Source organism: Micromonospora sp. WMMC250, assembly GCF_027460215.1.
GTDB lineage: Bacteria > Actinomycetota > Actinomycetes > Mycobacteriales > Micromonosporaceae > Micromonospora > Micromonospora taraxaci.
The window spans coordinates 2955050-2980764 of sequence record NZ_JAPZBJ010000002.1; the positions used below are offsets into that span (position 1 = coordinate 2955050).

The 25715-nt window shown below is 68.9% G+C and carries 17 protein-coding genes; 2 read left to right on the forward strand and 15 right to left on the reverse strand.

Features of this window, described 5'->3' with window-relative positions:
- Positions 1-72: 72 nt before the first annotated feature.
- Complete coding sequence (locus tag O3438_RS12885) at positions 73-1263, forward strand: low temperature requirement protein A (RefSeq protein WP_269680195.1); 1191 nt, start codon at positions 73-75, stop codon at positions 1261-1263.
- A 32-nt stretch (positions 1264-1295) separates the two neighbouring features.
- Here the strand turns inward: O3438_RS12885 and O3438_RS12890 are convergent, their stop codons facing one another.
- The 4 genes from O3438_RS12890 to O3438_RS12905 form a co-directional block, all read right to left on the reverse strand.
- Positions 1296-2606, reverse strand: coding sequence for a hypothetical protein (locus O3438_RS12890; protein WP_269680196.1), 1311 nt, complete (start codon positions 2604-2606; stop codon positions 1296-1298).
- 14 nt (positions 2607-2620) lie between these two features.
- Positions 2621-4147, reverse strand: a complete 1527-nt coding sequence (locus tag O3438_RS12895) for an alkaline phosphatase D family protein (protein WP_269680197.1) — start codon at positions 4145-4147, stop codon at positions 2621-2623.
- A gap of 119 nt (positions 4148-4266) precedes the next feature.
- On the reverse strand, positions 4267-5250 hold the full coding sequence (locus O3438_RS12900) for a TolB family protein (RefSeq protein ID WP_269680198.1): 984 nt from the start codon (positions 5248-5250) through the stop codon (positions 4267-4269).
- A complete protein-coding gene (locus tag O3438_RS12905; protein ID WP_269680199.1) occupies positions 5247-6449 on the reverse strand; it encodes an MFS transporter in 1203 nt (400 codons plus the stop codon). The genes O3438_RS12900 and O3438_RS12905 overlap by 4 nt, the downstream gene beginning before the upstream one ends.
- A gap of 353 nt (positions 6450-6802) precedes the next feature.
- On the opposite strand from O3438_RS12905, the gene O3438_RS12910 reads away from it, so the two are divergent.
- A complete protein-coding gene (locus O3438_RS12910; RefSeq protein WP_269680200.1) occupies positions 6803-8179 on the forward strand; it encodes a CBM96 family carbohydrate-binding protein in 1377 nt (458 codons plus the stop codon).
- An 838-nt stretch (positions 8180-9017) separates the two neighbouring features.
- Here the strand turns inward: O3438_RS12910 and mmsB are convergent.
- The 11 genes from mmsB to O3438_RS12965 form a co-directional block, all read right to left on the reverse strand.
- A complete protein-coding gene (gene mmsB / locus O3438_RS12915; RefSeq protein WP_088990622.1) occupies positions 9018-10268 on the reverse strand; it encodes a multiple monosaccharide ABC transporter permease in 1251 nt (416 codons plus the stop codon).
- Positions 10265-11803 carry a multiple monosaccharide ABC transporter ATP-binding protein gene (gene mmsA, locus O3438_RS12920; RefSeq protein WP_269680201.1) on the reverse strand — a complete coding sequence of 513 codons (1539 nt, stop codon included), beginning with the start codon at positions 11801-11803 and terminating at the stop codon, positions 10265-10267. Before mmsA ends, mmsB begins: the two co-directional genes overlap by 4 nt.
- An 80-nt stretch (positions 11804-11883) precedes the next feature.
- A complete protein-coding gene (gene chvE, locus O3438_RS12925; protein ID WP_269680202.1) occupies positions 11884-13026 on the reverse strand; it encodes a multiple monosaccharide ABC transporter substrate-binding protein in 1143 nt (380 codons plus the stop codon).
- A 271-nt stretch (positions 13027-13297) separates the two neighbouring features.
- Positions 13298-14953 carry a glycoside hydrolase family 27 protein gene (locus tag O3438_RS12930; protein ID WP_269680203.1) on the reverse strand — a complete coding sequence of 552 codons (1656 nt, stop codon included), beginning with the start codon at positions 14951-14953 and terminating at the stop codon, positions 13298-13300.
- Between the two features lie 362 nt (positions 14954-15315).
- Positions 15316-16302, reverse strand: coding sequence for a LacI family DNA-binding transcriptional regulator (locus O3438_RS12935; protein ID WP_269680204.1), 987 nt, complete (start codon positions 16300-16302; stop codon positions 15316-15318).
- 412 nt (positions 16303-16714) lie between these two features.
- Positions 16715-18832: a family 43 glycosylhydrolase gene (locus O3438_RS12940; RefSeq protein ID WP_269680205.1), complete on the reverse strand. Its 2118-nt coding sequence runs from the start codon at positions 18830-18832 to the stop codon at positions 16715-16717.
- Between the two features lie 528 nt (positions 18833-19360).
- Positions 19361-20863: an L-arabinose isomerase gene (gene araA / locus O3438_RS12945; protein WP_088990628.1), complete on the reverse strand. Its 1503-nt coding sequence runs from the start codon at positions 20861-20863 to the stop codon at positions 19361-19363.
- A gap of 26 nt (positions 20864-20889) precedes the next feature.
- On the reverse strand, positions 20890-21879 hold the full coding sequence (gene yjfF, locus O3438_RS12950; RefSeq protein ID WP_145784528.1) for a galactofuranose ABC transporter, permease protein YjfF: 990 nt from the start codon (positions 21877-21879) through the stop codon (positions 20890-20892).
- Complete coding sequence (locus O3438_RS12955; RefSeq protein WP_269680206.1) at positions 21876-22946, reverse strand: ABC transporter permease; 1071 nt, start codon at positions 22944-22946, stop codon at positions 21876-21878. Before O3438_RS12955 ends, yjfF begins: the two co-directional genes overlap by 4 nt.
- On the reverse strand, positions 22943-24481 hold the full coding sequence (locus tag O3438_RS12960; protein ID WP_269680207.1) for a sugar ABC transporter ATP-binding protein: 1539 nt from the start codon (positions 24479-24481) through the stop codon (positions 22943-22945). Before O3438_RS12960 ends, O3438_RS12955 begins: the two co-directional genes overlap by 4 nt.
- A gap of 173 nt (positions 24482-24654) precedes the next feature.
- On the reverse strand, positions 24655-25650 hold the full coding sequence (locus tag O3438_RS12965; RefSeq protein WP_269683636.1) for an ABC transporter substrate-binding protein: 996 nt from the start codon (positions 25648-25650) through the stop codon (positions 24655-24657).
- Positions 25651-25715: the final 65 nt, after the last annotated feature.

A 25715-nucleotide genomic window follows, 5' to 3' on the forward strand; every position in this document is an offset into this window, starting at 1 on the left:
GAAGGTTTTCTACAGGCCCCGATTTTGCGCATCGGCCATCGGGCAGGGTGACGGACCGGCGAGGATGAGCCGATGAGCCGCGCCCTCCGGTCCCGGCCGGTGCTGGTCGAGGAGGCGCACCGGGCCACGACCTTCGAGATCTTCTTCGACCTGGTCCTGGTGTTCGCGCTGACCCGACTGATCGGTTTCATGGCGGAATCGCTGGGGCCGCTCACCCTGTACCAGGGGCTGCTGCTCCTGCTCTGGTTCTGGTACGCGTGGAGCTGCTACGCGTGGCTCGGCAACCAGGTACGCGCGGACACCGGGCTCGTGCTGGCCGGGATGCTCGCGGCGATGGCCGCCATCTTCGTGGCCGCGCTGGTGATCCCGGAGGCCTGGCAGCGCCACGACGGCGCGTTGAGCCCGCCGCTCACCCTGGCCATCGCCTACCTCGTGGTCCGCGGCCTGCACCTCACCCTGATGTTCTACGCCTCGTCCGGCAACCCGCAGTACCGTCGGCAGGCCTGGCGCTTCGCCGTGACGACCAGCCTCGCCTGGATCCCGCTGCTGCTGGGAGCCGTCCTCGGTGGGACCGCGCAGACCGTGCTGTGGACAGTCGCGTTCCTCGTCGACTACGGCGGCGGCCGGATCGCCACCGCCGCCAGCTTCGGCGAGGTCCGCAGCGGGTCACATTTCGCCGAACGTCACGGCCTGGTGCTGATCATCGTGCTCGGTGAGTCCCTGCTGTCGGCCGGCGCGGGCGTGGGTCCCGTCGTGATCGGTTGGCCGGTGGTGCTGGCCTCGGTGCTCAGCTTCGCCGCGACCGTGTGCCTGTGGTGGCTCTACTTCGTGGGCGGCGCACCGGCCGCCGCCGAGGCGCTGACGGCGGCCTCGCCGCGCTCCCGACGCCGCCAACAGTTGGCGTCGGACGCGTACACGTTGGCGCACCTGCCGATGGTCGCCGGGGTCGTCTCCTTCGCCCTGGGCATCCACCTGTGTCTCGACGGTCTGGCCGACGAGTCACGACCAGGCGACGACAACGCCGTATCGATGGGTTGGGCCCCGGCGACAGTGCTCTACGGCGGGGTGGCGCTCTATCTCGCCGGCCGTTTCCTGTTCCTCCGACTGACAGTGCGTACGCCGCCGGGCCACCTCGTCGCGGTCGTCGTGCTGCTCCTGCTGGTGCCCGTGGCCCGGGTCCTCCCCGCGTTGGCCGCCCTCGGACTGCTCGCGGCGCTCCTCGGCGCAGTGGTCGTGTACGAGCGACAGACGCGGACCGACTGACGGTACCCCCGCCCGCCGGCGGGGGTACCGACTCAGTTGGTCGGGGTGCCCCGCGCCTTGAGTCGGCGCAGTTCGTCGGCGGACATCAGCCAGGTGGAGTTCGTCGTACCGAGGCCGAGGAGCACCTGGTCGAAGGTGTTCCCGTCGTTGTCGTCGGTGTAGCAGACGCTCACCTCACCCCAGGGGGACGCGGCGAGCGCGAAGTGCTCCTGGCGCCCGGTCGTGGTCTGGCTCAACGCCTGGGCCGCCAGCCGGCCGTCGACAGTGCCGTCGGGGTTGAGTCCCCGGGCCCAGACGTCCGGGTCGGCGCCCGACACGTTCCAGCCCACCACGGCGTTGTCCTGGTCGTCGATGCCCACGCTGGGCGCGATGGCGCCGGTGCCGGTGGAGATCTCGACCTCCCCGTGGCGGGCCGCGCCGGCCGCGGTGAACGACCGGGCCCAGACACCCCGAGTGCCGGTGTGGTCGGATTCCCAGCCGACGGTGAAGTCACCGGCGACGTTCGCCGCGACGGAGGCACGCCGCTGCTGGCCGCCGCTCTGCGCGTTGGCCGTCCGCCGGGACAGCACCACCGCGCCGGTGGACCGGGCCAGCCGGGTCAACCCGATGTTGTACGACCCGTTCGCGTCGGCGTCCTCGTCCCAGACCACGAGTGCCTCCCCGGACGCCGACACCGCCACGTCGGGGCGGTGGTGCGTTCCGGTCGTCTGTGAGGCCGTCACCTCGTACCCCTTGGTGGTGGGCGCGGTGAAGCCGGCGGCCTTGACGGTGGCGGGCGCGGTTCCCTGCGCGTCCTCCCAGACGACGGTGAAGCCGACCGCCGCGGTGGTGGGCGCGCCGTCCGGGTCGACGCCGACCTTCGGCCAGATCTGCTGCCCGGCGTCGGAGGCGTTCGCCTGGCCCGAGCCGAGCACCGCCCCGGTCGGCGAGACCACCCGGTACTGGATGTTGTAGACGCCGTTGCCGTCGCCGTCGGCGGCCCAGACCACCACGGCGTTGCCCTTGTCGTCGAGCCCGACGTCGGGGCTGACGTGCCGCCAGGCGGCCCCACTGGTGCCACCGTTGGAGAGCTTCAGTTCGTAGCCGGGCGTGCCGTCGCGGAACAGCCGCAGGTAGATCTCGCTGTGGGTGTCGTCCTCGGGCGCGGTGCTGTCCCGGTCGTCCTCCCACACCACGGCGACCTGACCGTTGCGGTTCATGGCGATGGAGGGCAGGTCCTGGTCGCCGGTGGCGACGCTGTTCGCGGTGGTCCAGGTGACCGCCTCGGCGGTCATGGCGGTCGGGGCCGGTGCCAGGTTCGGGACCAACAGGGATGCGGTGAGCAGTGCGGTGATCGCGGTCATGGTGTGGCTCTCCCTTACCCGGCCTGGAGGCCGGGCTGGCCGTCGAGGATCACGAACGAACCCGCCGTGGACGCCGCCGCGCCGTGCTCCGTCACCGAGCTCAGCGCGCGGAAGTCCGCGCGGACCTGGCTGCGACCGATCGTGGTACGCACGTAGCCTCGCCGGTCCGAGTGGAACTTCAGGTGCGGGTTGGTCGCCGCGTTGGGGATGGTGGTGCTGCCGGTGCCGTTGCCAGCGGAGGTGATCGAGGTGCAGACCAGTTCGGTGCCGATGGTCGCTGACGACGGGTTGGCGTAGTCGGCCTTGAGCTCGTTCGCCCACGACTTGTGGACGTCGCCGGTGAGCACCAGCGGGTTGCGTACCCCGCGCTGCTGCCAGCCGGTCTGGATGCGGCTGCGGGAGGCGCGGTAGCCGTCCCAGGCGTCCATGCTGGCCGCCCCGGCGGCGTCGAACTGCCGGGCGAAGAAGACCTGCTGGCCGAGGATGTCCCAGGTGCCGTAGTGCTGGGCCAACCCGTCGAGCAGCCACGCCTCCTGGGTCGCCCCGGTTAGGGACCGGGAGGTCAGGTCCGCATCCGCGCACACCTTCCAGCCGTCGCCGCACGCCTGGTCGTCGCGGAACTGCCGGGTGTCGAGCATGTGGAAGGTGGCGAGCTGCCCCCACCGGACGCGTCGGTACAGCGGGATGCTGTTGCCGCTGGAGGCGGAGGCGGGTCGCAGCGGCATGTTCTCGTAGTAGGCCCGGTACGCGGCGGTCCGCCGGGCGGTCCACTGCGCGGCGGTGAGCGTGGGGCTGCTGTCGTTGCGGACCATGTTGGCGTAGTTGTTCTCCACCTCGTGGTCGTCCGGCACCACCAGCCAGGGTGCCGCCGCGTGCGCTGCCTGCAGGTCCGGGTCGGACTTGTAGAGCGCGTACCGGCGGCGGTAGTCGGCCAGCGACACGATCTCGGCGCCGACGTGCTGCCGCACCGCGGAGGTGTTGACGCCACCCTCGTAGATGTAGTCCCCGAGGTGCAGGATCAGCCCGGGGTTGTCCTCGGCCATCCGCCGGTACGCGGTGTAGTAGCCGGCCTCGTAGTGCGCGCAGGAGGCGAACGCCATCACCAGGTCGCGGCCGAAGGAGCTGGGCGCCGGTGCGGTCCGGGTCCGTCCGACCGGGGAGATCTGGCCCTGGGCCCGGAACCGGTAGTAGTAGTCGGAGTCGGCGGCGAGCCCACCCGCTATCGCGTGCACCGAGTGCGCGTCGGCGTAGCGGGCGACCACCGAGCCGGAGGCGACCAGCGAGGTGAACCGGTCGGTGGTGGACACCTGCCACTCGACTGTCACGTCGGCGTTGGCCATGCCGCCCTGCCCGTCGGCGTTGAGCGGCGACGGTGCCAGCCGGGTCCAGAGGACCACGCTGTCGGGTGCCGGGTCACCGGACGCCACACCGAGCTTGAAGGGGTACGGCACCGCGGCGCGGGCACCCCGACGGGGTGTCACCGCCACTCCGGCGGCGGCGAGTCCACTGAGGACGAATATGCGACGGCTGAGCCTTGTCATGGTCAGCAGCCTTGAGAACGTCGATGAACGGCGATGGGTGCGGCGCGAAATCCCACATGACGGAATGCTGTCCGCGCCAAGGCGGTCAGGTGTCCTGACCGCCCGACGAGGCCGGAGCGTCAGGTCAGCGGAGACGGCGACTCGGCGCCGGGGATCACCAGCTTCGGCGCGCCGGACCCGTCCGCCGGTACGCTCCACACGTCCGGTCGACCGTCGTCCTGCCGCAGCGTGTAGGCCAGCGTGCCGCCGTCGAGCCAGGCGGCCTGGTCGTCGACGCTCGTCGTCTCGGCTGTCGCGGTGACCCGCATGGTCGCCAGGTCGAGGACCGAGAGCCGCCAACCCTTCGCCGGATCGGCGTCGACGGCCTCCTTGAACGCGAGCCGGGTGCCGTCCGGTGACAGTGACGGGCACTCGACGTTCTCCTTCACCGTCTCGACGGTGCGGGCAGCGACGTCACCCCGGACGAGGTACCTCCTGCCCCCGGTCGACATGGTCGCGTAGAAGCGGTTGTCGTCGGCGGTGAAGGTGACACCCCAGTAGTTGACGTCCGGGTGGCGGTAACGCCGACCGTCCTTCGTGATCGCGAACTCCTCCAGCGAAGCGACGGTGGCACCGCTGCTGGTGTCGAGGATTCCGGTGCGGGTGGAGAAGCCGCTGGAGGTGTAGGAGTCGCCGCCGACGAACGTGGTCCAGGAGACCATCCGTCCGCTGGCCGAGACCCGGGCCCGGTTCGGCAGACCCGGCACGCTGATCGTCCGGGTCTCGCGCAACGCGGCGTCGAGCACGACCATCTGGTACGACCACGCGGTCTCCGGCTTCAGGCAGACACCGGTGCCGGCGGCGGCGTACACCCGGAGGCATTCCAGACCGGAGACGGTACGCGGCCCGGCGGGGTCGGCCGTGGCGACGGTCGAGACGTGCCGGTCGGTGAGCGCCAGCAGGCGCGGCCCGGATGTCAGGGTGACCGCCTGGTCGCCGGCGGCGGGAGGCGGCGTCGGCGGGGTTTCCGCCGCCGTGGCCACGTAGCCGGCCGCCACACCACCCAGCAACATCGCCGAGGTGATCACCACGCCGAGTTTCGCCCGGGTCGACATCGCGGTCATCGGGGCACCTTCCGAATGCTGAGGCGGGACGGGGAGACCAGCAGGAGCAGCGTGAGGACCAGGACCCCGGCGACGGCTGCGGCCGCCGCGCGGATCGCGGTCTCCGGCCCGAACACCTGCCAGGCGAGACCGAACAGCACCGAGGAGACGAGGTACGCCAGGGCCTGCCCGGTCTGCACGAGAGCGATCCCGGTGGTCCGCAGTCGCGCCGGCAGGACCGGCCCGGCGAGTGCGATGAGAACGCCGTCGGTGGCCGCGTAGAACGCGCCGTAGAGCGTCAGCGTCAACACGATCAGCGGCCAGCCGTCGACCGGGCCGGCCAGCAGCAGGTACGTCGCGCCGAGGGCGACGTAGCCGCCGATCACCACGGGCAGTCGGCCGATCCGGTCGGCGAGGACACCGAGCGGGGCGGCGAGCAGCAGGTAGGCCAGGCTGGTGCCTACCGCGAGCAACGGGAACCAGCGCAGGCCGAGATCCTCCCGACGCTGCAACAACAGGTAGACGAATCCGTCGCCGATCGTCGCCAGCCCGAGCATCGCCGCGGCCAGCACGAGTCGACGGGCCGGTCCGCCACGGAACAGCCCGAGAGCCTCCCGGACGGAGACCTTCGGCTCGCCCTTCTTCACCTCGCCCGGTGGCCGCTCCCGGACGAAGAGCACGAGGACGACCACCGCCAGGGCGGCGACGCAGAAACTGGTGACGAACACCGCGTCGTACGACTGACCGACGACCAGCAGAACCGCGAACGCGGCGAGCGGCCCGAGGAACGCTCCGAAGCTGTCCATCGCCCGGTGCACCCCGAACGCCCGACCCAACGCCTCCGGTGGGGTGGACAGCGTGATCAGGGCGTCGCGTGGGGCGCTGCGGACACCCTTGCCGAGCCGGTCGGCGGCGATGACGGCGCCGATCGCCGGTATCGACCGGCCGGCGAGCAGAAGCCCGAGCTTCGCGACCGCCGAGAGGGTGTAGCCGATACCCGCGATCAGCTTGCGCCGCTGGAACCGGTCGGCGGCGTAACCACCGACGACCCGCAGGAGCGCTGTCGCGCCAGTGTGGACGCCGTCGAGCACGCCGAACGCCACCGGGCTGAGTTGCAGACCCAGCACCAGATAGAGCGGGAGGACGGCGGCCACCATCTCCGCAGAGACGTCGGTGATCAGACTGACCGTGCCGAGCGCGACGACGTTGCCGCTGACCATCGCGAACCGTCGGCGCCGTGGCCCCGACTGCGGTGGCCCCGGTTGCGGTGGCCCCGGTTGCGGTGGCCCCGGTTGCGGTGGCCCCGATTCCGGTGGGTCGGCGACCGGTCGGGAGACGGTCGACAGGTACACGAGCATCTCCTCAGGTCGGTAGCTGACGGTCAGCCATCGTGGCGACTGGGCGGAGAGGCGGCAAGGGTCTGTCGGGGACCGCCAGGCGTGCGTCGGGTGAACATACGACAAACATCGAGATGTTTCACTGCCTGAGCGTACTGTTCATACGACCGTGGCCCTCCGGACCGTCGACTCTCCTACATTCCTTGCGCTCTTCCCACGATGTGAAGGAGTCCTGGATGGACATTCGATTCCCCCGTCCGTCGGTGACGCTGGGGGTGGTCACGGTGGTCCTCGCCGCGACCGCCGCCGTCGTCGTGACCGGCGCCGGCTCGGCGGCGGCGGCGAGCGTGACGTTCACGCCGGTCGCCGACACCTACGTCCAGAGCGACACGGCTTCCACCAACTACGGCACGTCCACGCAGATCGTGGTCGACAACTCACCCGTACGCCGGTCGTTCCTGCGCTTCACCGTGAACGGCGTCAGCGGCACGGTGACCAGCGCCAAGCTGCGGCTGCGCACGATCAGCGGCAACAGCGGCAGCGACGCCGGTGGCACGTTCCGCCGGATGTCCAACACGACCTGGTCGGAGACCGGCACCACCTGGAACAACCAGCCGGCCATCGACGGCGCCACGCTCGGCACGGTCGGCGCGGTCAGCGGCAACACCTGGTACGAGGTCGACGTCACCGCTGCGGTGACCGGCAACGGCACGTACAGCTTCGGTGCGACCTCCGCCAGCGGCGACGGCGCGTACTACGACACCCGCGAAAGCGGCGCGGACGCCCCGCAACTGGTGGTCACCACCGGGACCACCACCCCGCCCTCCGGCGACCCGGTGTTCGTCGGCGCGGGTGACATCGCCGACTCCGGTTCCGGCGACAGCGCCACCGCCGCGTTGCTCGACACCATCTCCGGCACGGTCTTCACCACCGGCGACAACGTCTATGACAGCGGCACCGCATCGCAGTTCAGCAACTACTACGAGCCCACCTGGGGGCGGCACAAGAGCCGCACCCGCCCGTCGCCGGGCAACCACGACTACAACACGTCGGGCGCAACCGGCTACTACAACTACTTCGGTACGTCCGCCGGCCCGAGCGGCCGCGGCTACTACTCGTTCGACCTCGGCAACTGGCACATCGTGTCGCTGAACTCGAACATCAGCATGTCGGCGGGATCGACGCAGGAGCAGTGGCTGCGTGCCGACCTGGCCGCCACCAGCAAACCGTGCACACTGGCGTACTGGCACCACCCGCTGTTCACGTCCAGCTCCAACCACGCGCCGTCGACGTCGACGCGCCCGCTGTACCAGGCGCTCTACGACTACAACGCCGACGTCGTGGTGTGGGGACACAATCACGTGTACGAGCGGTTCGCGCCAATGAACCCCTCCGGTGGCGCCGACGCCAGTCGGGGTCTGCGCAGCTTCGTCGCCGGCATGGGTGGCGCGAGCCACTACGGCTTCGGCACGATCCAGCCGAACAGCGAGGCGCGTAACAGCTCAGCGTGGGGCGTCCTGAAGTTCACCCTGCACTCCGGCAGCTACGACTGGCAGTTCGTGCCGGTGGCCGGGCAGACGTACAGCGACACCGGCACCGGCAACTGCCACTGACCGCGCGATCCCGCTGCACCGTTCGCGGTGCAGCGGGATCCCCTCCCGCCCCTCCCTCCACGACTCTGCGGCCCACGAAATGCCCTCGGGCCTGACGACCTCGAGCCCGTGCTTGGAAGTCCGGTGAGCGCCCCACACCCGGGTAGCGGTGGGCAGTGATGACTTGCGCGGCTCGCTGTAGACCTGCCCCAGATGTGGGGCGGTCGCGGTTCAACTGCCGGTCGCTACCGAACCAGCCCCTCGACGGCCAAACGGTGGGCCCGTCCACGGATACCCGGACGGTGGGTCGGCCCGACGGCCGCGCGGCGGGTCAGCCCAACGGCCGGCGCGGCGGGTCAGCCCAACAGCCGGCGCGGCGGGTCAGCCCAACAGCCGGCGCGGCGGGTCAGCCCAACAGCCGGCGCGGCGGGTCAGCCCGGACGGACCCACGGCAGGCCAGCCCCGGACATACGCACAGCAGGCCAGCCCGGACGACCACGACGGGCCAGCCCTGGACCACCGGACGGGCGTGACGCCCCACGGGAACCAGGACCATCCGCCCACAACACAGGAATGCCACCCACGCCGAAGGTGTGCCGGTCGCACGCGCGACGACCGCGACACAACGCAGGGCCGGTCCCGGTCGAGCCCTTAGCGGGGTCGCGGCCCATGTGTGGGGCAGCTCTACAGCGCCGCACCGGGAAGGGTGGACCCGAGCCCGGCGAGCCAGTTCCGGCATCCCACGGCCAGCCTCGGCGCCGCTGGAGGAACAGCACCGCAAGGGACGGCACGCCGCCAAGCGACGTGTGCCCCCGCCCGCGGAGCGGGCAGGGGCACACACGTGCGTACGGTCCAGGCGTCAGCGTGCCGTGCCGGCCCGACGCTTGTTGTAGACGTCGAAGGCGACCGCGACGAGCAGGACAAGACCCTTCACCACCGACTGGGTCGACTGGTCGATGCCCATCAGCTGCATGCCGTTGCTCATCACCGCCATGATCAGACCGCCGACCATCGCGCCCACGACGGTGCCCACGCCACCGGTGACCGCCGCGCCGCCGATGAAGGCCGCGGCGATCGCGTCCAGCTCGAACATGTTGCCGGCGGCGGGTTGGGCGCCGTTGGACCGCGAGGAGTAGATGACGCCGGCCACGGCGGCCAGGAAGCCCATGTTGACGAACATCCAGAAGTTGACGGTCCGGACCTTCACCCCGGACAGCGCCGCCGCCGACAGGTTGCCGCCGATCGCGTAGACCTGGCGACCGAAGACGGTACGCCGGGTGACCAGGCCGTAGACCAGCACGAGGACCGCGAGGATGATCAGCACGATCGGCAGACCACGGGCGTGGGCCAGCTGCCAGGCGAAGTACATGATGACAGCGCCGACCAGCACGACCCGGGCGACGAACAGCGGGAACGACTCCACGTGCTGCTGGTAGCGGATGCGCGCCACACGGGTGCGGAAACCGCTCACCGCGTAGCCGGCCACCGCGACGGCGCCGATCAGCAAGGTGAAGGCGTCGAAGCCGTTGCCACCGAGCAGGCCGTTGAGGAAGCCCGCGGCGACCTTCTGGTATTCGGCCGGGAACGGCGACAGCGAGATGTTGTCGAGCACCCGCAGGGTGAGACCCCGGAACAGCAGCATGCCCGCCAGGGTCACGATGAAGGCCGGAATGCCGGCGTACGCCACCCAGAAGCCATGCCACGCGCCGACCGCGATGCCGACGGCGAGTGCCGCCAGAACGCCGATCCACCAGGGGTGACCCTGCTGGATCACCAGGACGGCGGAGACCGCTCCGGTCAGCGCGACGACCGATCCGACCGACAGGTCGATGTGGCCGCCGATGATCAGGATGACCATCCCGATCGCGAGCACCAGGATGTACGAGTACTGGAGGACGATGTTGGTGATGTTGCCGGGGCTCAGCAGCACCCCGTCGGTCAGGATCGCGAAGAGCCCGACGATGACGACCAGGGCGACGTAGATCCCGCTCTGCCTCAGGTTGTTCAACACCAACGCGCGTAGGTCGCTCGTCCCGCTGTGCAGGGCGGCGGCGGGCGCGCTGTCCGGGGGCGTCGGGCGCTCCGTCGAAGGGGTCTTGATGTCGGTCATCCGACGAGCTCCTTGTCCTTGGTCATCAGCTCCATGAGGCTCTCCTGAGTCGCCTCGGCCACCGGCATCTCACCGGTGATCCGGCCGGCGGCGAGGGTGTAGATGCGGTCGCACATCCCGAGCAGCTCCGGCAGCTCGGAGGAGATGACGATCACTGCTTTGCCGGCGGCCACCAGCCGGTTGATGATCGTGTAGATCTCGTACTTGGCCCCGACGTCGATTCCCCGGGTGGGTTCGTCCAGGATCAACACGTCCGGGTCGGTGAACAGCCACTTCGACAGCACGACCTTCTGCTGGTTGCCGCCGGAGAGCTTGCCGACCACCGCCATGACGCTGGGCGTCCGGATGTTCATCTCCTGGCGGCTCGCCTCGGCAACCTTGATCTCTTCGTTGCCGTTCACCCAGCCCAACCGGGACAGGCGGTCCAGCGCGGCGGCGGACACGTTGCGCCGCACGTCGTCGATGAGGTTGAGGCCGTAGTGCTTGCGGTCCTCGGTGACGTACGCGATGCCGTTGTCGATGGCCTCGGCGACGGTACGCGCCTGCACCTCTTTCCCGCGTACGAACAGTCGGCCGCTGATGTCGCGCCCGTACGACCGACCGAACACGCTCATCGCCAGCTCGGTGCGCCCGGCGCCCATCAGACCCGCGATGCCGACGACCTCACCGGCGCGCACGGACAGGTTGACGCCCTCGACGACCATCCGGTCCTGGACCGGGTGCCGCGCCGTCCAGTCCTCGATGCGGAGGACCTCCTCGCCGGGGGACGACTCACGGTCGGGGTAGAAGCTGTCCAGGTCACGCCCGACCATGCCCCGGATGATCCGCTGCTGGGTCACGTCGCCGGACTTCATGTCGAGGGTCTCGACAGTGCGGCCGTCCCGGATGACTGTCGTCGAGTCGGCGATGGCCATGATCTCGTTGAGCTTGTGCGAGATCATGATGCAGGTGATGCCCTGGTCGCGCAGTGCCCGCAGCAGGTCGAGCAGGTGAGCGGAGTCGATGTCGTTGAGCGCGGCGGTCGGCTCGTCGAGGATGAGCAGCTTCACCTGCTTCGACAGCGCCTTGGCGATCTCGACCAGCTGCTGCTTGCCGACGCCGAGCTGGATGACCGGGGTGACGGGGTTCTCGTGCAGCCCGACGGACGCCAGCAGCTTTGCCGCCTCGGCGTTGGCCAGGTTCCAGTCGATGAGCCCGCTGCGGCCACGCCGCTCGTTGCCGAGGTAGATGTTCTCCGCGATCGACAGGTACGGCACCAGGGCGAGTTCCTGGTGGATGATGACGATGCCGTTGGCCTCGCTGTCGCGGATGCCCCGGAACTGCATCGGCTTGCCGTCGAAGAGGATCTCACCGTCGTACGAGCCGGACGGGTGGACGCCGGACAGCACCTTCATCAGGGTTGACTTGCCGGCGCCGTTCTCCCCGCAGATGGCGTGGATCTCCCCACGACGGACGGCGAGGGTGACGTCCTCCAGCGCGGTCACGCCGGGGAAGGTCTTCGTGATGCGGCGCATCTCAAGGATGGTGTCGTCCATGGTCACTGTCCTCTGTCAGGTCGGACGCGGTACGCCACGGCGTCGGGCCCGGCGGAGACCGCCGGGCCCGACGAGTGGCTTTACTTCTTGGCCTGGCCGGCGGCGACCTCTTCCGCCGTCCAGTAGCCCGAGTCGATCAGCGTGGCCTTGATGTCGTCCTTGTAGACCGTGGCGATCGGCAGCAGGTACGCCGGGACGACCTTGACGCCGTTGTTGTACGTCTGGGTGTCGTTGGCCTGCGGCTGCTTCTTCTGCAGGAACGCCTCGGACGCGTTGACGGCCTGCTCGGCGAGCAGTCGGGTGTCCTTGAAGACGGTGGAGTTCTGCACGCCGTCGTTGATCAGCTTGATCGAGGCGATCTCCGCGTCCTGGCCGGTGACGACCGGGAGCTTCTTCGCGCCGGTGCCGTAGCCGGCGTTCTGCAGGGCGGTGATGATGCCCCGGGAGATGCCGTCGTACGGGGACAGCACGCCGTCGACCTTCGCGCCGTCGTTGTAGCTGGAGGTCAGCAGGTTCTCCATCCGCTTCTGCGCGGTCTCCTGCTGCCACCGCAGGGTGGCGATCTGCTCGGGGGTGGTCTGCTTGGACTTGACGACAAGCGTGCCGTCCTCGATGAACGGCTTCAGCGTGTCCATCGCACCGCCGTAGAAGTACTGGGTGTTGTTGTCGTCCAGCGAACCGGCGAAGAGCTCGACGTTCAGCGGGCCCTTGGCGGTGCCCTTCGAGCCGTCCTTGTTCAGCAGACCGAGACCGACGAGCAGGGCAGTGCCCTGGGCGACGCCGACCTTGTAGTTGTCGAAGCTGACGTAGAAGTCGACGTCCTTGCTGCCGCGGATCAGCCGGTCGTAGGAGATGACCGGGATCTTCGCGGCGGCGGCGGCCTGCAGCTGGCTGTTGAGCGCCGTGCCGTCGATCGCCGCGATCACCAGGACGTCCGCGCCCTGGGTGATCATCTGGTCGACCTGCTGCGACTGCGTGGGGATGTCGTCGCCAGCGTACTGGAGGTCGACCTTGTAGCCCTTGGCCTCAAGCTTGGACTTCACCGCGTTGCCGTCGGCGATCCACCGCTCGGAGGTCTGGGTCGGCATCGACACGCCGATGGTCAGGTCGCTGGGCTTCTCGCCGCTCTTGTCGCCGCCGCTGCCCGCTCCCTCGCCACTGCACGCCGCAAGGCTCAGCGCCAGCGCCGCGCTGCCGAGAGCAACCAGGAATTTCCTGCGCACGGGGTTCTCCTCTCTGGACTCCCCCGCCGACTGCCGGGGCAACTGTCATCTTTCGGGTAGTGTTAGCGCTCACATAGGTTGCGTCAACACCTACTCCGAAATACCGGTGTCACGGTCTCGTAACGGAGCATCCAGGCGAGCGTAGCCATGCGGTCAATCGACCAGGAGTGAGGGTGCGGCAACTCTCCGGGTCGGTCGACGCTCCACACGCCGATGCCCGCGGACGACGTTAGTCGTCCACGGGCACCGACAGAAGCGGCGGTTCAGTCAACTACCGCTGCGACCACCGCTGGTTGGCCGCCGCCGTGCAGTTCCACAGGATCACCGTGGTGCCGTTGGCCGTGCCGTTGTTGTTGACGTCCAGGCAGAGCCCGGACTGAACGTTGCTGATCGTCCCGTTGGCGTTGACGTTCCACTGCTGGTTGGTCCCGCCGTTGCAGTCCCAGATCTGCACCTTGGAGCCGGCCGCCGCGTTCGCCGGGGCGTCCAGGCACTTGCCGAGGGACTGGAGGGTCTGACCGTTACGCGCCCAGCGCTGGTTGGCCTGGCCGTTGCAGTCCCAGATGACCGGCTGGGTGCCGTTTGCGGTGTTGCTGTTCGGCACGTCCAGGCAGCGGTTGGAGGCCGCGCTGGCGTACGCGCTCGACGTGGTCGGCGGCGGCGTCGTCGGCGGGGTCGTCCCGCCACCGCTGACCCGGTACACCACAGTGCCGTGCGCGGGGACGCTGGCGCTGATCGTGCCGCTGCTGGAGCTGGAGCCATTGGTCCACGCGTCCACCAGGGTGAACGACGAGCCGGACTTGCCGATGGCCGCGGCCGTGGTGGAGATCGTCGTCGTCGAGCCACCCTGGTTGAACAGGGCGACGGCGACGTCACCGTTGGCGAGGCGCTTGGCCAGCACCCGACGCGTACCGTCGAACGACACCTGCGTCCCCTGCAACCCGAGGGAGTCCTGGTTGATAGCGATCAGGTTGGCGTTCTTGAGGATGGTCTGCGTCGCGGCGTTCATGTTCCGGACGTCGTTCCCGGCGATCAGCGGCGACGCCATGATCGCCCACATCGCGAAGTGGCTGCGCATCTCCGTGTCGTTCATGCCGCCACGACCGACCTCCATCATGTCCGGGTCGTTGAACCCACCCGGGCGCGCGTAGGAGGCCAACGGAACGGTCACGTTGATGATGTTCTGGATGCCCATCGGGTAGCCGTTGGTCTGGCCGGTGTCCCACGCGTTGGTGATGTCCTCGGTGGTGCGCCACATGTTGGCCACGTCGCCCCAGTTGCGCTGCGGGCCGGTCTTGGCGTGGATGCTGTTGGGGTTGATGCTGTAGACGATCGGTCGGCCGGTGGCGGCCAGCGCGTCGCGCATCTTGGCGAAGGTGGCCACCTGGTCGTTGATGCTGCCCTCCGGCGAGCACCAGTCGTACTTCAGGAAGTCGACACCCCAGGCCGCGAACTGGCGGGCGTCCTGCACCTCGTGACCACGGCTACCGGTGGCCCCGGGGTAGGCGCCGAAGTACTGCGCGCAGGTCTTGTCGACGGGCACCTGGTAGAGACCGAACTTCAGACCCCGGGCGTGCAGGTAGTCGCCGAGCGCCTTCATCCCGCTGGGGAAACGGGTCGGGTCGCCCTGGATGTTGCCGGAGGAGTCCCGGTTCGGGTTGAACCAGCAGTCGTCGACCACGACGTACTCGTAGCCCAGATCGCGCATCCCGCTGCTGACGATCGCATCGGCCGTGCTGCGGATCAGCGCCTCGTTGATGTTGCAACCGAACGAGTTCCACGAATTCCAACCCATCGGCGGGGTACGCGCCACGCCGTTGTCGAGCGCCTGCGCCGCAGGGGCGCGGAGGCCGACCAGGGCGCCGGCTACGAGCAGGCCGGCCGCCAGTACGCTCCCCCAGCGTCGACCTCGAGTGATGCGGTTCATCGAGCCTCCTTGTCGGTGGCGCCCGCCCCTGACTACGATCTCCGGTCGATGGGCCGATAGCTGGACGCCAATTGTTGTTAGCGTTAACAGAGACGACCATCATGTTACGGTCACATTTCACGAGGTTCAATACCTTGACCGCATTGCATTGCCGCCCATCGATGACCAAGATCGCATAGCGATTGAGTGCGGTCTTATCGGCCGGAGCGACGCGGACCCCCAGGTCGACAACGCGGTGGGGCCCAGTCGTCAGCGACGCGGCGGCCCGGTCGTCAACGAACGAGTCGTCAACGAACGAGTGGGCCCCGGTCGCCTACGAACGAGTGGGGCCCCGGTCGCCGACGACGCGGCGCACCGAGCGGTCAGCGACGCGGTGGGGCGACGCTCTCGCGGGCGACCAGGGTCGGAGCGACCGTCTGCCGCAACGCGCCACCGGTGCCCGATTCGATCTGGCTCAGCAGCATCTGCAGACTCGCCCGCGCGACCGCGTCGAAGTCCGGACGGACGGTGGTCAGTGGCGGGATGAAGTACGCCGCCTCCGGCACGTCGTCGAAGCCGACCACGCTGATGTCGTCGGGCACCCGTCGGCCGAACTCGTGCAACGCCCGCAGCACGCCCAACGCGAGGTGGTCGTTGGCGGTGAAGACCGCCGTGACCTCAGGCATCCGCGCCAACATCTGCCCGCACCGGTAACCGGAGGACGCGGACCAGTCCCCCGGCATCAGCGGCGGCGGCACCAGGCCGGCGGCCAGCAGCGCCTCCCGCCATCCGTCGATCCGACCGACGCTGTCGAACCAGTCGGACGGCCCCGAGACGTGCCAGACGGTGCGGTGCCCCGCGTCGAGCAGATGTTGGGTCGCCGCACGGGCGCCCGCCACCTGGTCGACGGTCACCAACGGCACCGGCCGGCTCGGGTCACCGTCGACGGTGACCAGTGGGACGTCCTTCGGTAGACGCTCCAGCGCCTCCCCGGCCGACTCGACGGGCGCGATGACCACGATGCCGGCGACCCGGTGCGAGAGGTGCCGCTCGACGGCGGCCGAGATGGACCGGTGGTCGAGGTTGCGGACGCTGCCGACGCTGACCGCGAAACCCTCCTGGGCGGCGGTCTGCTCCAACGCTGCCAGCAGGGATGCCGGACCGTAGAGCGTGGTGTTCTGTGCGACAACGCCGATGACCTGCGATCGACCGGTCACCAGCGCGCGTGCCGCACCGTTGGGGCGGTAGCCGAGCTCGGCGATCGCCGCCCGCACACGAAGCCGGGTCTGCTCACGGACGTTGGGGTGCCCGTTGAGCACCCGCGACACCGTCTGATGGGAGACACCGGCGAGACGAGCAACATCCGTCATCGCGGGACCGTGGACGGCCATTTCGCTCCCCCCGCTACATCTCCGGCCCGCGGCCCGTCGACGTCGACTGGAGCGGCCCGGCCCGATCCCCCTCGCTCAGCCACCACGCCGGTGCTGAATCCCAGGTGACCAGCGCTGGATCGCCGACAGTCTACGCCAGCCACTGCCTCAAACACGGCATGCCTGTCGGTGGACTGCGCAACGCGGCAGTGACGCACAATCCCAACCCCCGCCTGGAGTACGCGACCGAATGTCGTACTCCGTCGATGCGCGATGGCACGCCGGCCTGCCCTGCGCCCCTGGACAGAGCGCGGAGCAGGCCGGCGAGGACCAGCGGTGACGCCGACTCGACGTGCCGGCGGGCACGTGTCTGCCAGCGCCGCTGGTCAGACCATCGGTGGTGTGAGCGGTGTCACGGTGTTGTCAGGTCGAACCGGCGCACGGTGACCGCGCCGCCGAGCGCCTGGGTCGCGTGGTTGAAGATGGCGAACCGGTAGCCCATGAAGAACTGCCAGTTGTTCGCCAGGGTCAGGGCGTTGCCGAACGAGGTGAAGTTGACCCCGTCCGTGCTGTACGAGAAGCGGGCCTGCCGGCCGGATCCCGGTCTGATGTCGGCGTTGGCCCGCAACCAGATCCGGCCACCCGAGACGCTGGTGCTCGCCACCTCGCTGCCGGTGCTCGTGGTGTTCCAACTGCCGTCCATCGTCAGGCCGTTCTGCATGACCAGTCGGGTGGACCCGTTGTCCCGTCTGATTCCGATCCAGGCGGACGAGTTGCGCAGCACCGCCAGACCGGTGCGGTCACCGTCGCGCATCGTGGAGTAGTCCAACTCGATGGTGGCTGTCGAGGTGGGGCCCTGGATGCGGTGCGTCAGCGTGTTGCGCGCCTTGTACAGATCACCGGTGACGGTAGCGGTCTGCAGGTTCAGCCCGTTGTTGACCGACCACTTGCTGTTGTCGGGGTTGTGGTTCCACTCCCACTGCGGGCCGAGTGTGGTGCCGGCGAACGTGTCCGTGCCGGTCAGCGGCTTGACCGCTCGGGGCGGCGCGGGCAGGTTCGGCTTCGGGTACGTGCTTCCCCACGCGCCGTTCACCGTCTGCAGCACCGGCCAACCGTCGCCGGTCCAGGTGATCGGCGCCAGGGCGGGCATCCGACCACCGGGGTACGCGTCGACGAAGGACATGTAGTACCAGTCGCCGTTCTGCGTCTGCACCAGCCCGCCCTGGTGCGGCACGCCGCCACCGGAGATCGGACCGGGCAGGTTGAGGAGCACCTGCCGCTGCTCGTACGGGCCGAACGGGCCGTTCGTCGACTTCAGCACGTACTGGCCGTTGGCCGGGCGGGTGAGCCAGATGTAGTAGGCGCCGTTGCGCTTGTAGAAGCGGGCCCCTTCCAGCGTGCCGATGCTCGACGGCGTCTGGTACACCTGCTGCGCGCGCACCTGGGACTTCCCGTCGGCGGAGAGCTGGGCGACGCTGATGGTGCCGTTGCCGTACGCGACGTACGGGGTGTCGTTGTCGTCGAACAGCAGGCCGGCGTCGTAGTAGCAGTTCGGGATGGTGGTGTGCTTGCTCCAGGTGCTGTCGACGGCAGACGCGGTGTAGATGTGGGTCTGCGCGAAGTCGATGCACCCGGCCCAGTAGTACTGCCGGTTGCTCGGCCGGTAGTTCAACGTCGACGCCCAGATCCCGTCGACGTACGCGTTACCGCCACTCATGTCGTACTTCGAGCCGAAGTCGAGCCGGGGCACGGCGTGCCCGGCGAACTCCCAGTTCACCAGGTCGTACGAGCGCAGCACCGGCGCGCCCGGCGAGTAGTGCATGGTGGACGACGTCAGGTAGTACACGTTGTCGACCCGGATGATGTCGACGTCGGCGAAGTCCTGCCAGATTGCCGGGTTCGAGAAGGTGCCGTTCGACGGCGGCGGGGTCGTCGGCGGCGGAGTGGTGGGGTCGGTCCCGCCGCCGACGCGGACGAACTGCCACTGCTGGTTGGCGCCGTTCCAGTCGTCGTACTGCACGATGTTGCCGCCGTCGGCGGTCGAGGCGCTCTGCACCTCCATCACCTTGTTGCTGTTGCGGTTGATCAGCCGGACGTAGCCGCCGTCGGAGTCGGCCAACCGGAACTGCTGGTTGGTGCCGTTGGTGTCGCTCCACTGCACGATGCTGCCGCCGTTGGCGGTGGAGAAGCCCGAGACGTCGAGCACCTTGCCGGAGAGCCGCGACTTCACCCGGTAGTAGCCGCCACCGGAGTCGACGAACTGCCACTGCTGCTGGTTGCCGTTGTTACGGGTCCACTGGGTGATCCGGGCACCGTCGTTCGTCGCCAGGTTGTACACGTCCAAGGCCTTGCCGCTGTTGCGGTTGACCAACACGTACCAGGCGCTGGTGTCCACTGTCGCCGCCGAGGCCGGTGACGGGGCGACGGCGGCGAGAGCCGCCCCGATCACCACCGCCACCGAGGCCGCGAGTAGTGACAACCTCCCGCGCCGGCGCGCCGCTCCCCGTGGAACCTGTCCCGTGGAAATCATGATCCTCCTTAGCTGGCCCGAGGTGCCGGACGTTCTCAGCCGGCATCCGCATCGCTGGTCGGCCCGCTGGCCATCCCGCTGATGTGATCGCTAACAGCACCCTTCGCCACGTCCCGGAGATCGTTCGACCTCGACGGGGAGGCGCGCGGATCAGAGCCGGCACGGCGCAGGAATCGAACTCTGTTGATGCTTACTGTTATCGATAACAAGACCGTAGTCAAGCTGAAACATGGAAGGGCGAGCGAGCGGACGCACGGGCCGCCGAAGGGCGCGAGAAGAGCGGGCGGAGTCCGCCGGGGCGCGAGAAGAGCGGGCAGAGTCCGCCGGGGCGCGAGAAGGCCGCGAGATCGTGATCCACTCGGGTTCATTGATGTCGGGCCGTCCGCGCCGGGCGGATACCGCGTTTTCAAGGAAGCCGAGTGGATCAACCCCATGTGTTCGGGGGCCGGGCAGGTGGTGCGGAAGAGCATGGGCGTGATCGACCCGGGCCGTCGAGGGCCCGGGTCGATCACGCCCCGGCGGCAGGGCTCAGAAGCCGCGGGCCAGCCGGTAGTAGGCCTGGTTCCAGCGCAGCTCGTCGGCGAAGCGGCGGGTCTGGGTGTCGGCGTCGATGACGACCAGCTCGGTACGGCTCATCTCGGCCAGGTCGTGCAACTCCTCCACCCCCACCGCCTGGGACAGCACCGTGTGGTGCGGTGCGCCGGCGGTGATCCACGCCTCGGCCGAGGCCGGCAGGTCCGGTCGCGGGCGCCAGACGGCGCGGGCCACCGGCAACCGGCGCAGCGGCTGCGGCGGGGTGACCACGTCGATCTCGTTGGCGACCAGCCGGAAGCGCTCGCCCATGTCGGCCAGGCCGAGCACGACCGCCGGGCCGGGTGCCGCGTCGAAGACGAGCCGGACCGGGTCCTCCCGCCCGCCGATGCTCAGCGGGTGGATCTCCGCGTTCGGCGTGTCGGACGCGATCGTCGGGCAGACCTCCAGCATGTGGGCGCCGAGCACCAACTCCTCGCCCGGGGTGAGGTCGTAGGTGTAGTCCTCCATGAACGACGTTCCGCCGTCCACGCCCACCGACATCGCCTTGAGGGTCCGGACGAGCACCGAGGTCTTCCAGTCCCCCTCGCCGCCGAAGCCGTAACCGTCGGCCATCAGTCGCTGCACGGCGATGCCGGGCAGCTGACGCAGGCCACCGAGGTCCTCGAAGTTCGTCGTGAAGGCCCGGAAACCACCCTCGTCCAGGAAGGCCCGCATGCCCAGCTCCAGCCGGGCCGCGTACCGCAGGGAGTCGTGCCGCTCGCCACCGGACAGCAGCTCCGCGGCGACGCGGTACGTGTCCTCGTACTCCTTGACGAGGTCGTCGACCTGCGCGTCGGTGACCTGACCGACCACCTCGACCAGGTCGTTGACGCCGTAGGTGTTGACCGACACCCCGAACCGCAGCTCCGCCTCGACCTTGTCGCCCTCGGTCACCGCCACGTCGCGCATGTTGTCGCCGAAGCGGGCCAGGCGCAGCGACCGCATCGCCGACCAGCCGAGCGCGGCACGGGCCCACGCACCGACCCGGGCACTCACCCGCGGGTCGCTGACGTGCCCGGCGACCGTCTTGCGGGCCACACCGAGACGAGTCTGGATGTACCCGAACTCACGGTCGCCGTGGGCGGCCTGGTTCAGGTTCATGAAGTCCATGTCGATGTCGTTCCACGGCAACAGGACGTTGGCCTGCGTGTGCAGGTGCAGCAGCGGCGTCTGCAACGCGTCGAGCCCGGAGATCCACATCTTCGCCGGCGAGAAGGTGTGCATCCACGCGATGACCCCGATGGCGCCCTGGGCGGCGGCGTCCCGGCAGACCTGCAGGATCTCACCACTGTTGGTCAGGACGGGCTTCCAGACCACCCGGGCGGGAATCTGCGGCGAGTCGTCGAGCGCGGCCGCGATCTGGCGAGACTGCTCGGCGACCTGCCGGAGCGTCTCCTCGCCGTACATGCCTTGGCTGCCGGTGAGGAACCAGATCTCGGGTGCGTTGTGTGGTGCCATGGGGTTGCCTTCCAGGAGAGGAACGGTCACTTGTAACGGATTCCGATGAGGCGCTGAAGGAGGATGAACGCGAACAGCAGGCCGCCGATCACGATCTTGGTCCACCAGGAGTTCAGGCTCCCGTCGAAGGTGATCAGGGTCTGGATCACGCCCAGGACGAGCACGCCGAGCACAGTGCCGAAGGCGTAGCCGCCGCCCCCGGTGAGCACCGTGCCACCGATGACGACCGCGGCGATGACGTCCAGCTCCATGCCCACCGCGATCAACGGCGCGCCGGACAGGGTGTAGAAGGACAGCAGGATCCCGCCGATCGCCGAGCACAGACCACTGATCGTGTAGACCGCGATCCGGGTCCGCCCCACCGGCAGACCCATCAGCAGGGCCGACTGGGGATTGCCGCCGATGGCGTACACGTTGCGGCCGAGCCGGGTGTAGGCCAGCGTGTACGCGGCGACGGCGACCACGACGAAGGCGATCAGCACGCTGATCGACACGAAGTTGCCCCGGGGATCGCCGATGCGCTCCTGCGACATCCTGGTCCAGAACCCGTCGGTGATCGGGATGGACGAGTCGGAGATGAACGTGCACATGCCCCGGGCGAAGAACATCCCGGCGAGCGTGACGATGAACGGCTGGATCTCGAAGAAGTGGATGACACAGCCCATCAGCAGACCGAGGGTCGGCCCGATGAGCAGGGCGATGACGAGCACCAGCGCCGCCGGCAGACCCTCCTGGAGCAGCCACGCCGACACCATCGCCGTCATCGCGACGACCGAACCGACCGACAGGTCGATACCCCCGGTGAGGATCACGAAGGTCATCCCGATCGCGACCACCAGCAGGAAGCTGTTGTCGATGAACACGTTGAAGATGACCTGGACGTTCGAGAACGCCGTGTACTGGGACACGCCGATGCCGTACATGACCAGCAGCAGGGCGAGCGTGGCCAGGACCGGTATCTGCCGCCGTGGCAGCCGGAACCGGGTACGCCCAGCGGTGAGCGATCCAGTGGTCATGCCGGCACCTGCTCCTTCGGCTTGTCGGCAACTGTGGTGGGCGGCGGGACGTTGCGCCGACGGCGGGCGAACCGGGCCCGGAAGGCCGGCGCCTGGACGAGGCAGACGACGATGACGACGACCGCCTTGAACAGCAGCGAGGTCTGCGGCGAGATGTCCATGGCGTACACGGTGGTGGTCAGGGTCTGGATGATCAGCGCGCCGAGGATCGTGCCGCTGAGGAAGAACCGGCCTCCCGCCAGGGACGTGCCGCCGATGACGACAGCGAGGATGGCGTCCAACTCCACCCAGAGACCGACCGCGTTGCCGTCGGCACTCGACACGTTGGCCGTCATCATGAAGCCGGCGACCGCGGCGCAGGCGGCGCTGATCACGTACGCGAGGAAGATGACCCGGCCGGAACGGATGCCGGCGAGTCGGCTCGCCTCCGCGTTACCGCCCACCGATTCGACGATCATGCCGAGGGCGGTGCGGCGGGTGAACCCGGCGACGACGAGCGCCGCGGCGAGGGCGATGAAGATGGCCAGCGGCAGGGTCAGCAGGTGGCCCAGGCCGATCGCCCGGAACGGCCCCGAGTTGATGGTGATGATCTGACCCTGGGTGATCAGCTGGGCGAGGCCACGGCCCGCCACCATCAGGATCAGCGTGGCGATGATCGGTTGAATCCCGATCACGGCCACCAGCACCCCGTTCCAGGCGCCGAGCACCAGTGAGATCGCCAACGCCAACGCCAACGCGGTCAGCACCACCGAGAGACTGTTCTGGTCGGGTTGCTTGCTGATGTACATGCAGGCGATCGCGCCGCTGATCGCGCAGAGCGAGCCGACCGACAGGTCGATGCCCCCGGTCGAGATGACGAGCGTCATGCCCAGCGCGACGAGGATCAACGGTGCGCTCAGGCGCAGGATGTCGATCGGCGTGCCGTACAGGTGCCCGTCCTTGAGCTCGATGGACAGGAACCCGGGGCGGTAGATCGTGTTCGCGGCGAGCATGACGACCAGCACGGCGGCGGGCCAGAACAGCCGGTGACCGGTCACCGCCCGGTAGCGGCCCATGGTGGCGCTCATCGGTCTGCCTCCTGGAGGGACCCACTGGCAATGGTTTGCATGATGCGGTCGGCGTCCAGGCTCTCGTCGTTGGCGAACTGGGCGACCATCTGCCGATCCCGCATGACCGCGACCTTGTGGCTGAGACGCAGCACCTCCTCCAGCTCGGCGGAGATGAACAGCACCGCCATCCCGCCGTCGGACAACTGGGTCACCAGCTTCTGGATCTCGGTCTTCGCGCCGATGTCGATGCCCCGCGTCGGTTCGTCGAGGATCAACAGCCGTGGCTCGGTGATCAGCCACCGGGCCAGCAGCACCTTCTGCTGGTTGCCGCCGGACAGGTTGCGGACCGGCACCTCCGGGTCCGCGGGCCGGATGCTGAGCGCCTTGATGTACTTGTCGACCAGCTCGTCCTGACGGCGGCGCGGGATCGGTCGCAGCCAGCCACGGGCGGCCTGCATGGCGAGGATCATGTTCTCGCGGACCGACAGGTCCGCGACGATGCCCTCCGCACGGCGGTTCTCCGAACAGAAACCGACGCCCTGCTCGATGGCCTGGGCGGGGGTACGCAGACTGCTCGCCGCGCCGTCGACGGCGACCTGACCACCGTCGGTCCGGTCGGCGCCGAACAACAACCGGGCCACCTCGGTACGACCGGAGCCGAGCAGTCCGGCCAGGCCCACCACCTCACCGGCGTGGATGGTGAGGCTGAACGGCTCCACCGCGCCCTTCCGGGCGAACTCCGACACCGACACCAGAGGGGTGCCCTCCTCCACGGCGGCCAGGTCCCGCCGGGAGTGCTCCTCGATGCCCTCGAGGACGTCGAGCTCCTTGCCGATCATCTTCTCGACGAGGGAGAGCTGGGGCAGCTCGGCGGTCAGGTACTCGCCGACGAGACCACCGTTGCGCAGCACGGTGATCCGGTCGGCGATCTCGTAGACCTGGTCGAGGAAGTGGGTCACGAACAGGATGGCGATGCCCTCGTCGCGCAGTTGCCGCATGATGCGGAACAGTTGCGCCACCTCACCGGCGTCGAGGCTGGACGTCGGCTCGTCCAGGATCAGCACCCGCGCCTTGATGTCGATCGCGCGGGCGATGGCGACCATCTGCTGGATCGCCAGGGAGTACGAGCCCAGTGGCGCGCTGACGTCGAGATCGAGGTCGAGGCGGGTCAGCAGCTCCCGGGCCCGGCGGCGGACCTCTCCCCAGCGGACGGCGCCGAGGAGCCGGGGCTCACGGCCGATGAAGATGTTCTCCGCCACCGACAGGTTGGTGCAGAGGTTGACCTCCTGGAAGACCGTGCTCACCCCGGCGGCGGTCGCCTGCATCGGTCCGCTGAAGGACACCTGCTGACCGTCGAGGGTGATCGTGCCGCCGTCGGTGTCGTAGACGCCGGTCAGCACCTTGATGAGGGTCGACTTGCCGGCGCCGTTCTCGCCCATCAGGGCGTGCACCTCGCCGGGGAAAAGCCGGAAGTTGACGTCGTGGAGTGCGCGCACCCCGGGGAAGGACTTGCTGATCCCGGTCATCGTCAGGACCGGACGGCTATCCGTCATCCCATCAGACCTCTTCTGGGTCGTCGACACGGAAGGGCCGCTGCGCTCCCGTGCGCCCGCCCGGTCGTCCGGGCGGGCGTGGCACGGGGTGGTCGCGGGCCATGCCCGGTCCGTTGCGGGTAAGGGGACGACGCGGCGGGGCCGCCACGCGAGCGCGGCGACCCCGGCGTCGATCAGTACTTACGGTTGGGCAGCGCTTCCTTGGCCTGCTCCTGGGTGAAGGTGGTCTCCTCGGTCTCGATCCGAGGCGGCACCTCCTCGCCGGCGTGCACCTTCTTGGCGAGGTCCATCAGCTGTGGGCCGAGCAGCGGGCTGCACTCCGCGATGAAGTTGAACTTCCCGTCGGCGAGAGCCTGCATGCCGTCCTTGACCGCGTCGACGGTGATGATGGTGATGTCCTTACCCGGCACCTTGCCGGCGGCGGTGATCGCCTCCAGCGCACCCAGGCCCATGTCGTCGTTGTGCGCGAACAGCACGTCGATCTTCGGGTTGGCCTTGAGGAACTGCTCCATGACCTGCTTGCCACCGGCCCGCGTGAAGTCACCCGGCTGAGAGGCGATGATCTTCAGGTTGGGGTTGGCGGCGATCGCCTCGCCGAAGCCCTTCTTGCGGTCGTTCGCCGGTGCCGCACCCGTGTTGCCCTGCAGCTCGACGATGTTCACCGGGCCCGAGGCGGTCTTCTTCTGCTCGACCAGCCACTCACCGGCGAGACGGCCCTCCTTGACGAAGTCCGAGCCGAGGAACGTCTTGTACAGCGTCTTGTCGGCCGAGTCGACCGAGCGGTCGGTCAGGATGACCGGGATGCCGGCGTCCTTGGCCTCCTTGAGCACGGTGTCCCAGCCGGACTCCACCACCGGCGAGAAGGCGATCACGTCGACCTTCTGCTGGATGTAGTTGCGGATCGCCTTGATCTGGTTCTCCTGCTTCTGCTGCGCGTCATCGAACTTCAGCTCGATGCCCGCAGCGGTAGCGGATTCCTTGATCGAGGTGGTGTTCGCGGTACGCCACCCGCTCTCCGCGCCGACCTGGGAGAAGCCCATCGTGATCTTGCCGTCGTCCTTGGACCCGCCGCCGCCGGTGTCGCTGTTGCCGCAGGCCGCCACGCCGCCGACCAGCAACGCGCTGGCGAGGACCGCGACAGCGCGCCACCGAACGGACTGCGTTCGCATCTTTCCCATCGAATCTCCTTGGCTGGATGTGGTGGGTAACCGCGTCGGCCGTCGAAGAACCCGAA

Excerpts from the sequence above, each read along its gene's own strand:
- araA (WP_088990628.1), bottom strand. The coding sequence starts at position 20,863 with ATGGCACCACACAACGCACCCGAGATCTGGTTCCTCACCGGCAGCCAA.
- O3438_RS12930 (WP_269680203.1), bottom strand. The coding sequence starts at position 14,953 with ATGAACCGCATCACTCGAGGTCGACGCTGGGGGAGCGTACTGGCGGCC.
- mmsB (WP_088990622.1), bottom strand. The coding sequence starts at position 10,268 with ATGACCGACATCAAGACCCCTTCGACGGAGCGCCCGACGCCCCCGGAC.
- O3438_RS12935 (WP_269680204.1), bottom strand. The coding sequence starts at position 16,302 with ATGACGGATGTTGCTCGTCTCGCCGGTGTCTCCCATCAGACGGTGTCG.
- O3438_RS12895 (WP_269680197.1), bottom strand. The coding sequence starts at position 4,147 with ATGACAAGGCTCAGCCGTCGCATATTCGTCCTCAGTGGACTCGCCGCC.
- O3438_RS12900 (WP_269680198.1), bottom strand. The coding sequence starts at position 5,250 with ATGACCGCGATGTCGACCCGGGCGAAACTCGGCGTGGTGATCACCTCG.
- O3438_RS12905 (WP_269680199.1), bottom strand. The coding sequence starts at position 6,449 with ATGGTCAGCGGCAACGTCGTCGCGCTCGGCACGGTCAGTCTGATCACC.
- O3438_RS12910 (WP_269680200.1), top strand. The coding sequence starts at position 6,803 with ATGGACATTCGATTCCCCCGTCCGTCGGTGACGCTGGGGGTGGTCACG.
- O3438_RS12940 (WP_269680205.1), bottom strand. The coding sequence starts at position 18,832 with ATGATTTCCACGGGACAGGTTCCACGGGGAGCGGCGCGCCGGCGCGGG.
- yjfF (WP_145784528.1), bottom strand. The coding sequence starts at position 21,879 with ATGACCACTGGATCGCTCACCGCTGGGCGTACCCGGTTCCGGCTGCCA.
- O3438_RS12955 (WP_269680206.1), bottom strand. The coding sequence starts at position 22,946 with ATGAGCGCCACCATGGGCCGCTACCGGGCGGTGACCGGTCACCGGCTG.
- mmsA (WP_269680201.1), bottom strand. The coding sequence starts at position 11,803 with ATGGACGACACCATCCTTGAGATGCGCCGCATCACGAAGACCTTCCCC.
- O3438_RS12885 (WP_269680195.1), top strand. The coding sequence starts at position 73 with ATGAGCCGCGCCCTCCGGTCCCGGCCGGTGCTGGTCGAGGAGGCGCAC.
- O3438_RS12960 (WP_269680207.1), bottom strand. The coding sequence starts at position 24,481 with ATGACGGATAGCCGTCCGGTCCTGACGATGACCGGGATCAGCAAGTCC.
- O3438_RS12890 (WP_269680196.1), bottom strand. The coding sequence starts at position 2,606 with ATGACCGCGATCACCGCACTGCTCACCGCATCCCTGTTGGTCCCGAAC.
- O3438_RS12965 (WP_269683636.1), bottom strand. The coding sequence starts at position 25,650 with ATGCGAACGCAGTCCGTTCGGTGGCGCGCTGTCGCGGTCCTCGCCAGC.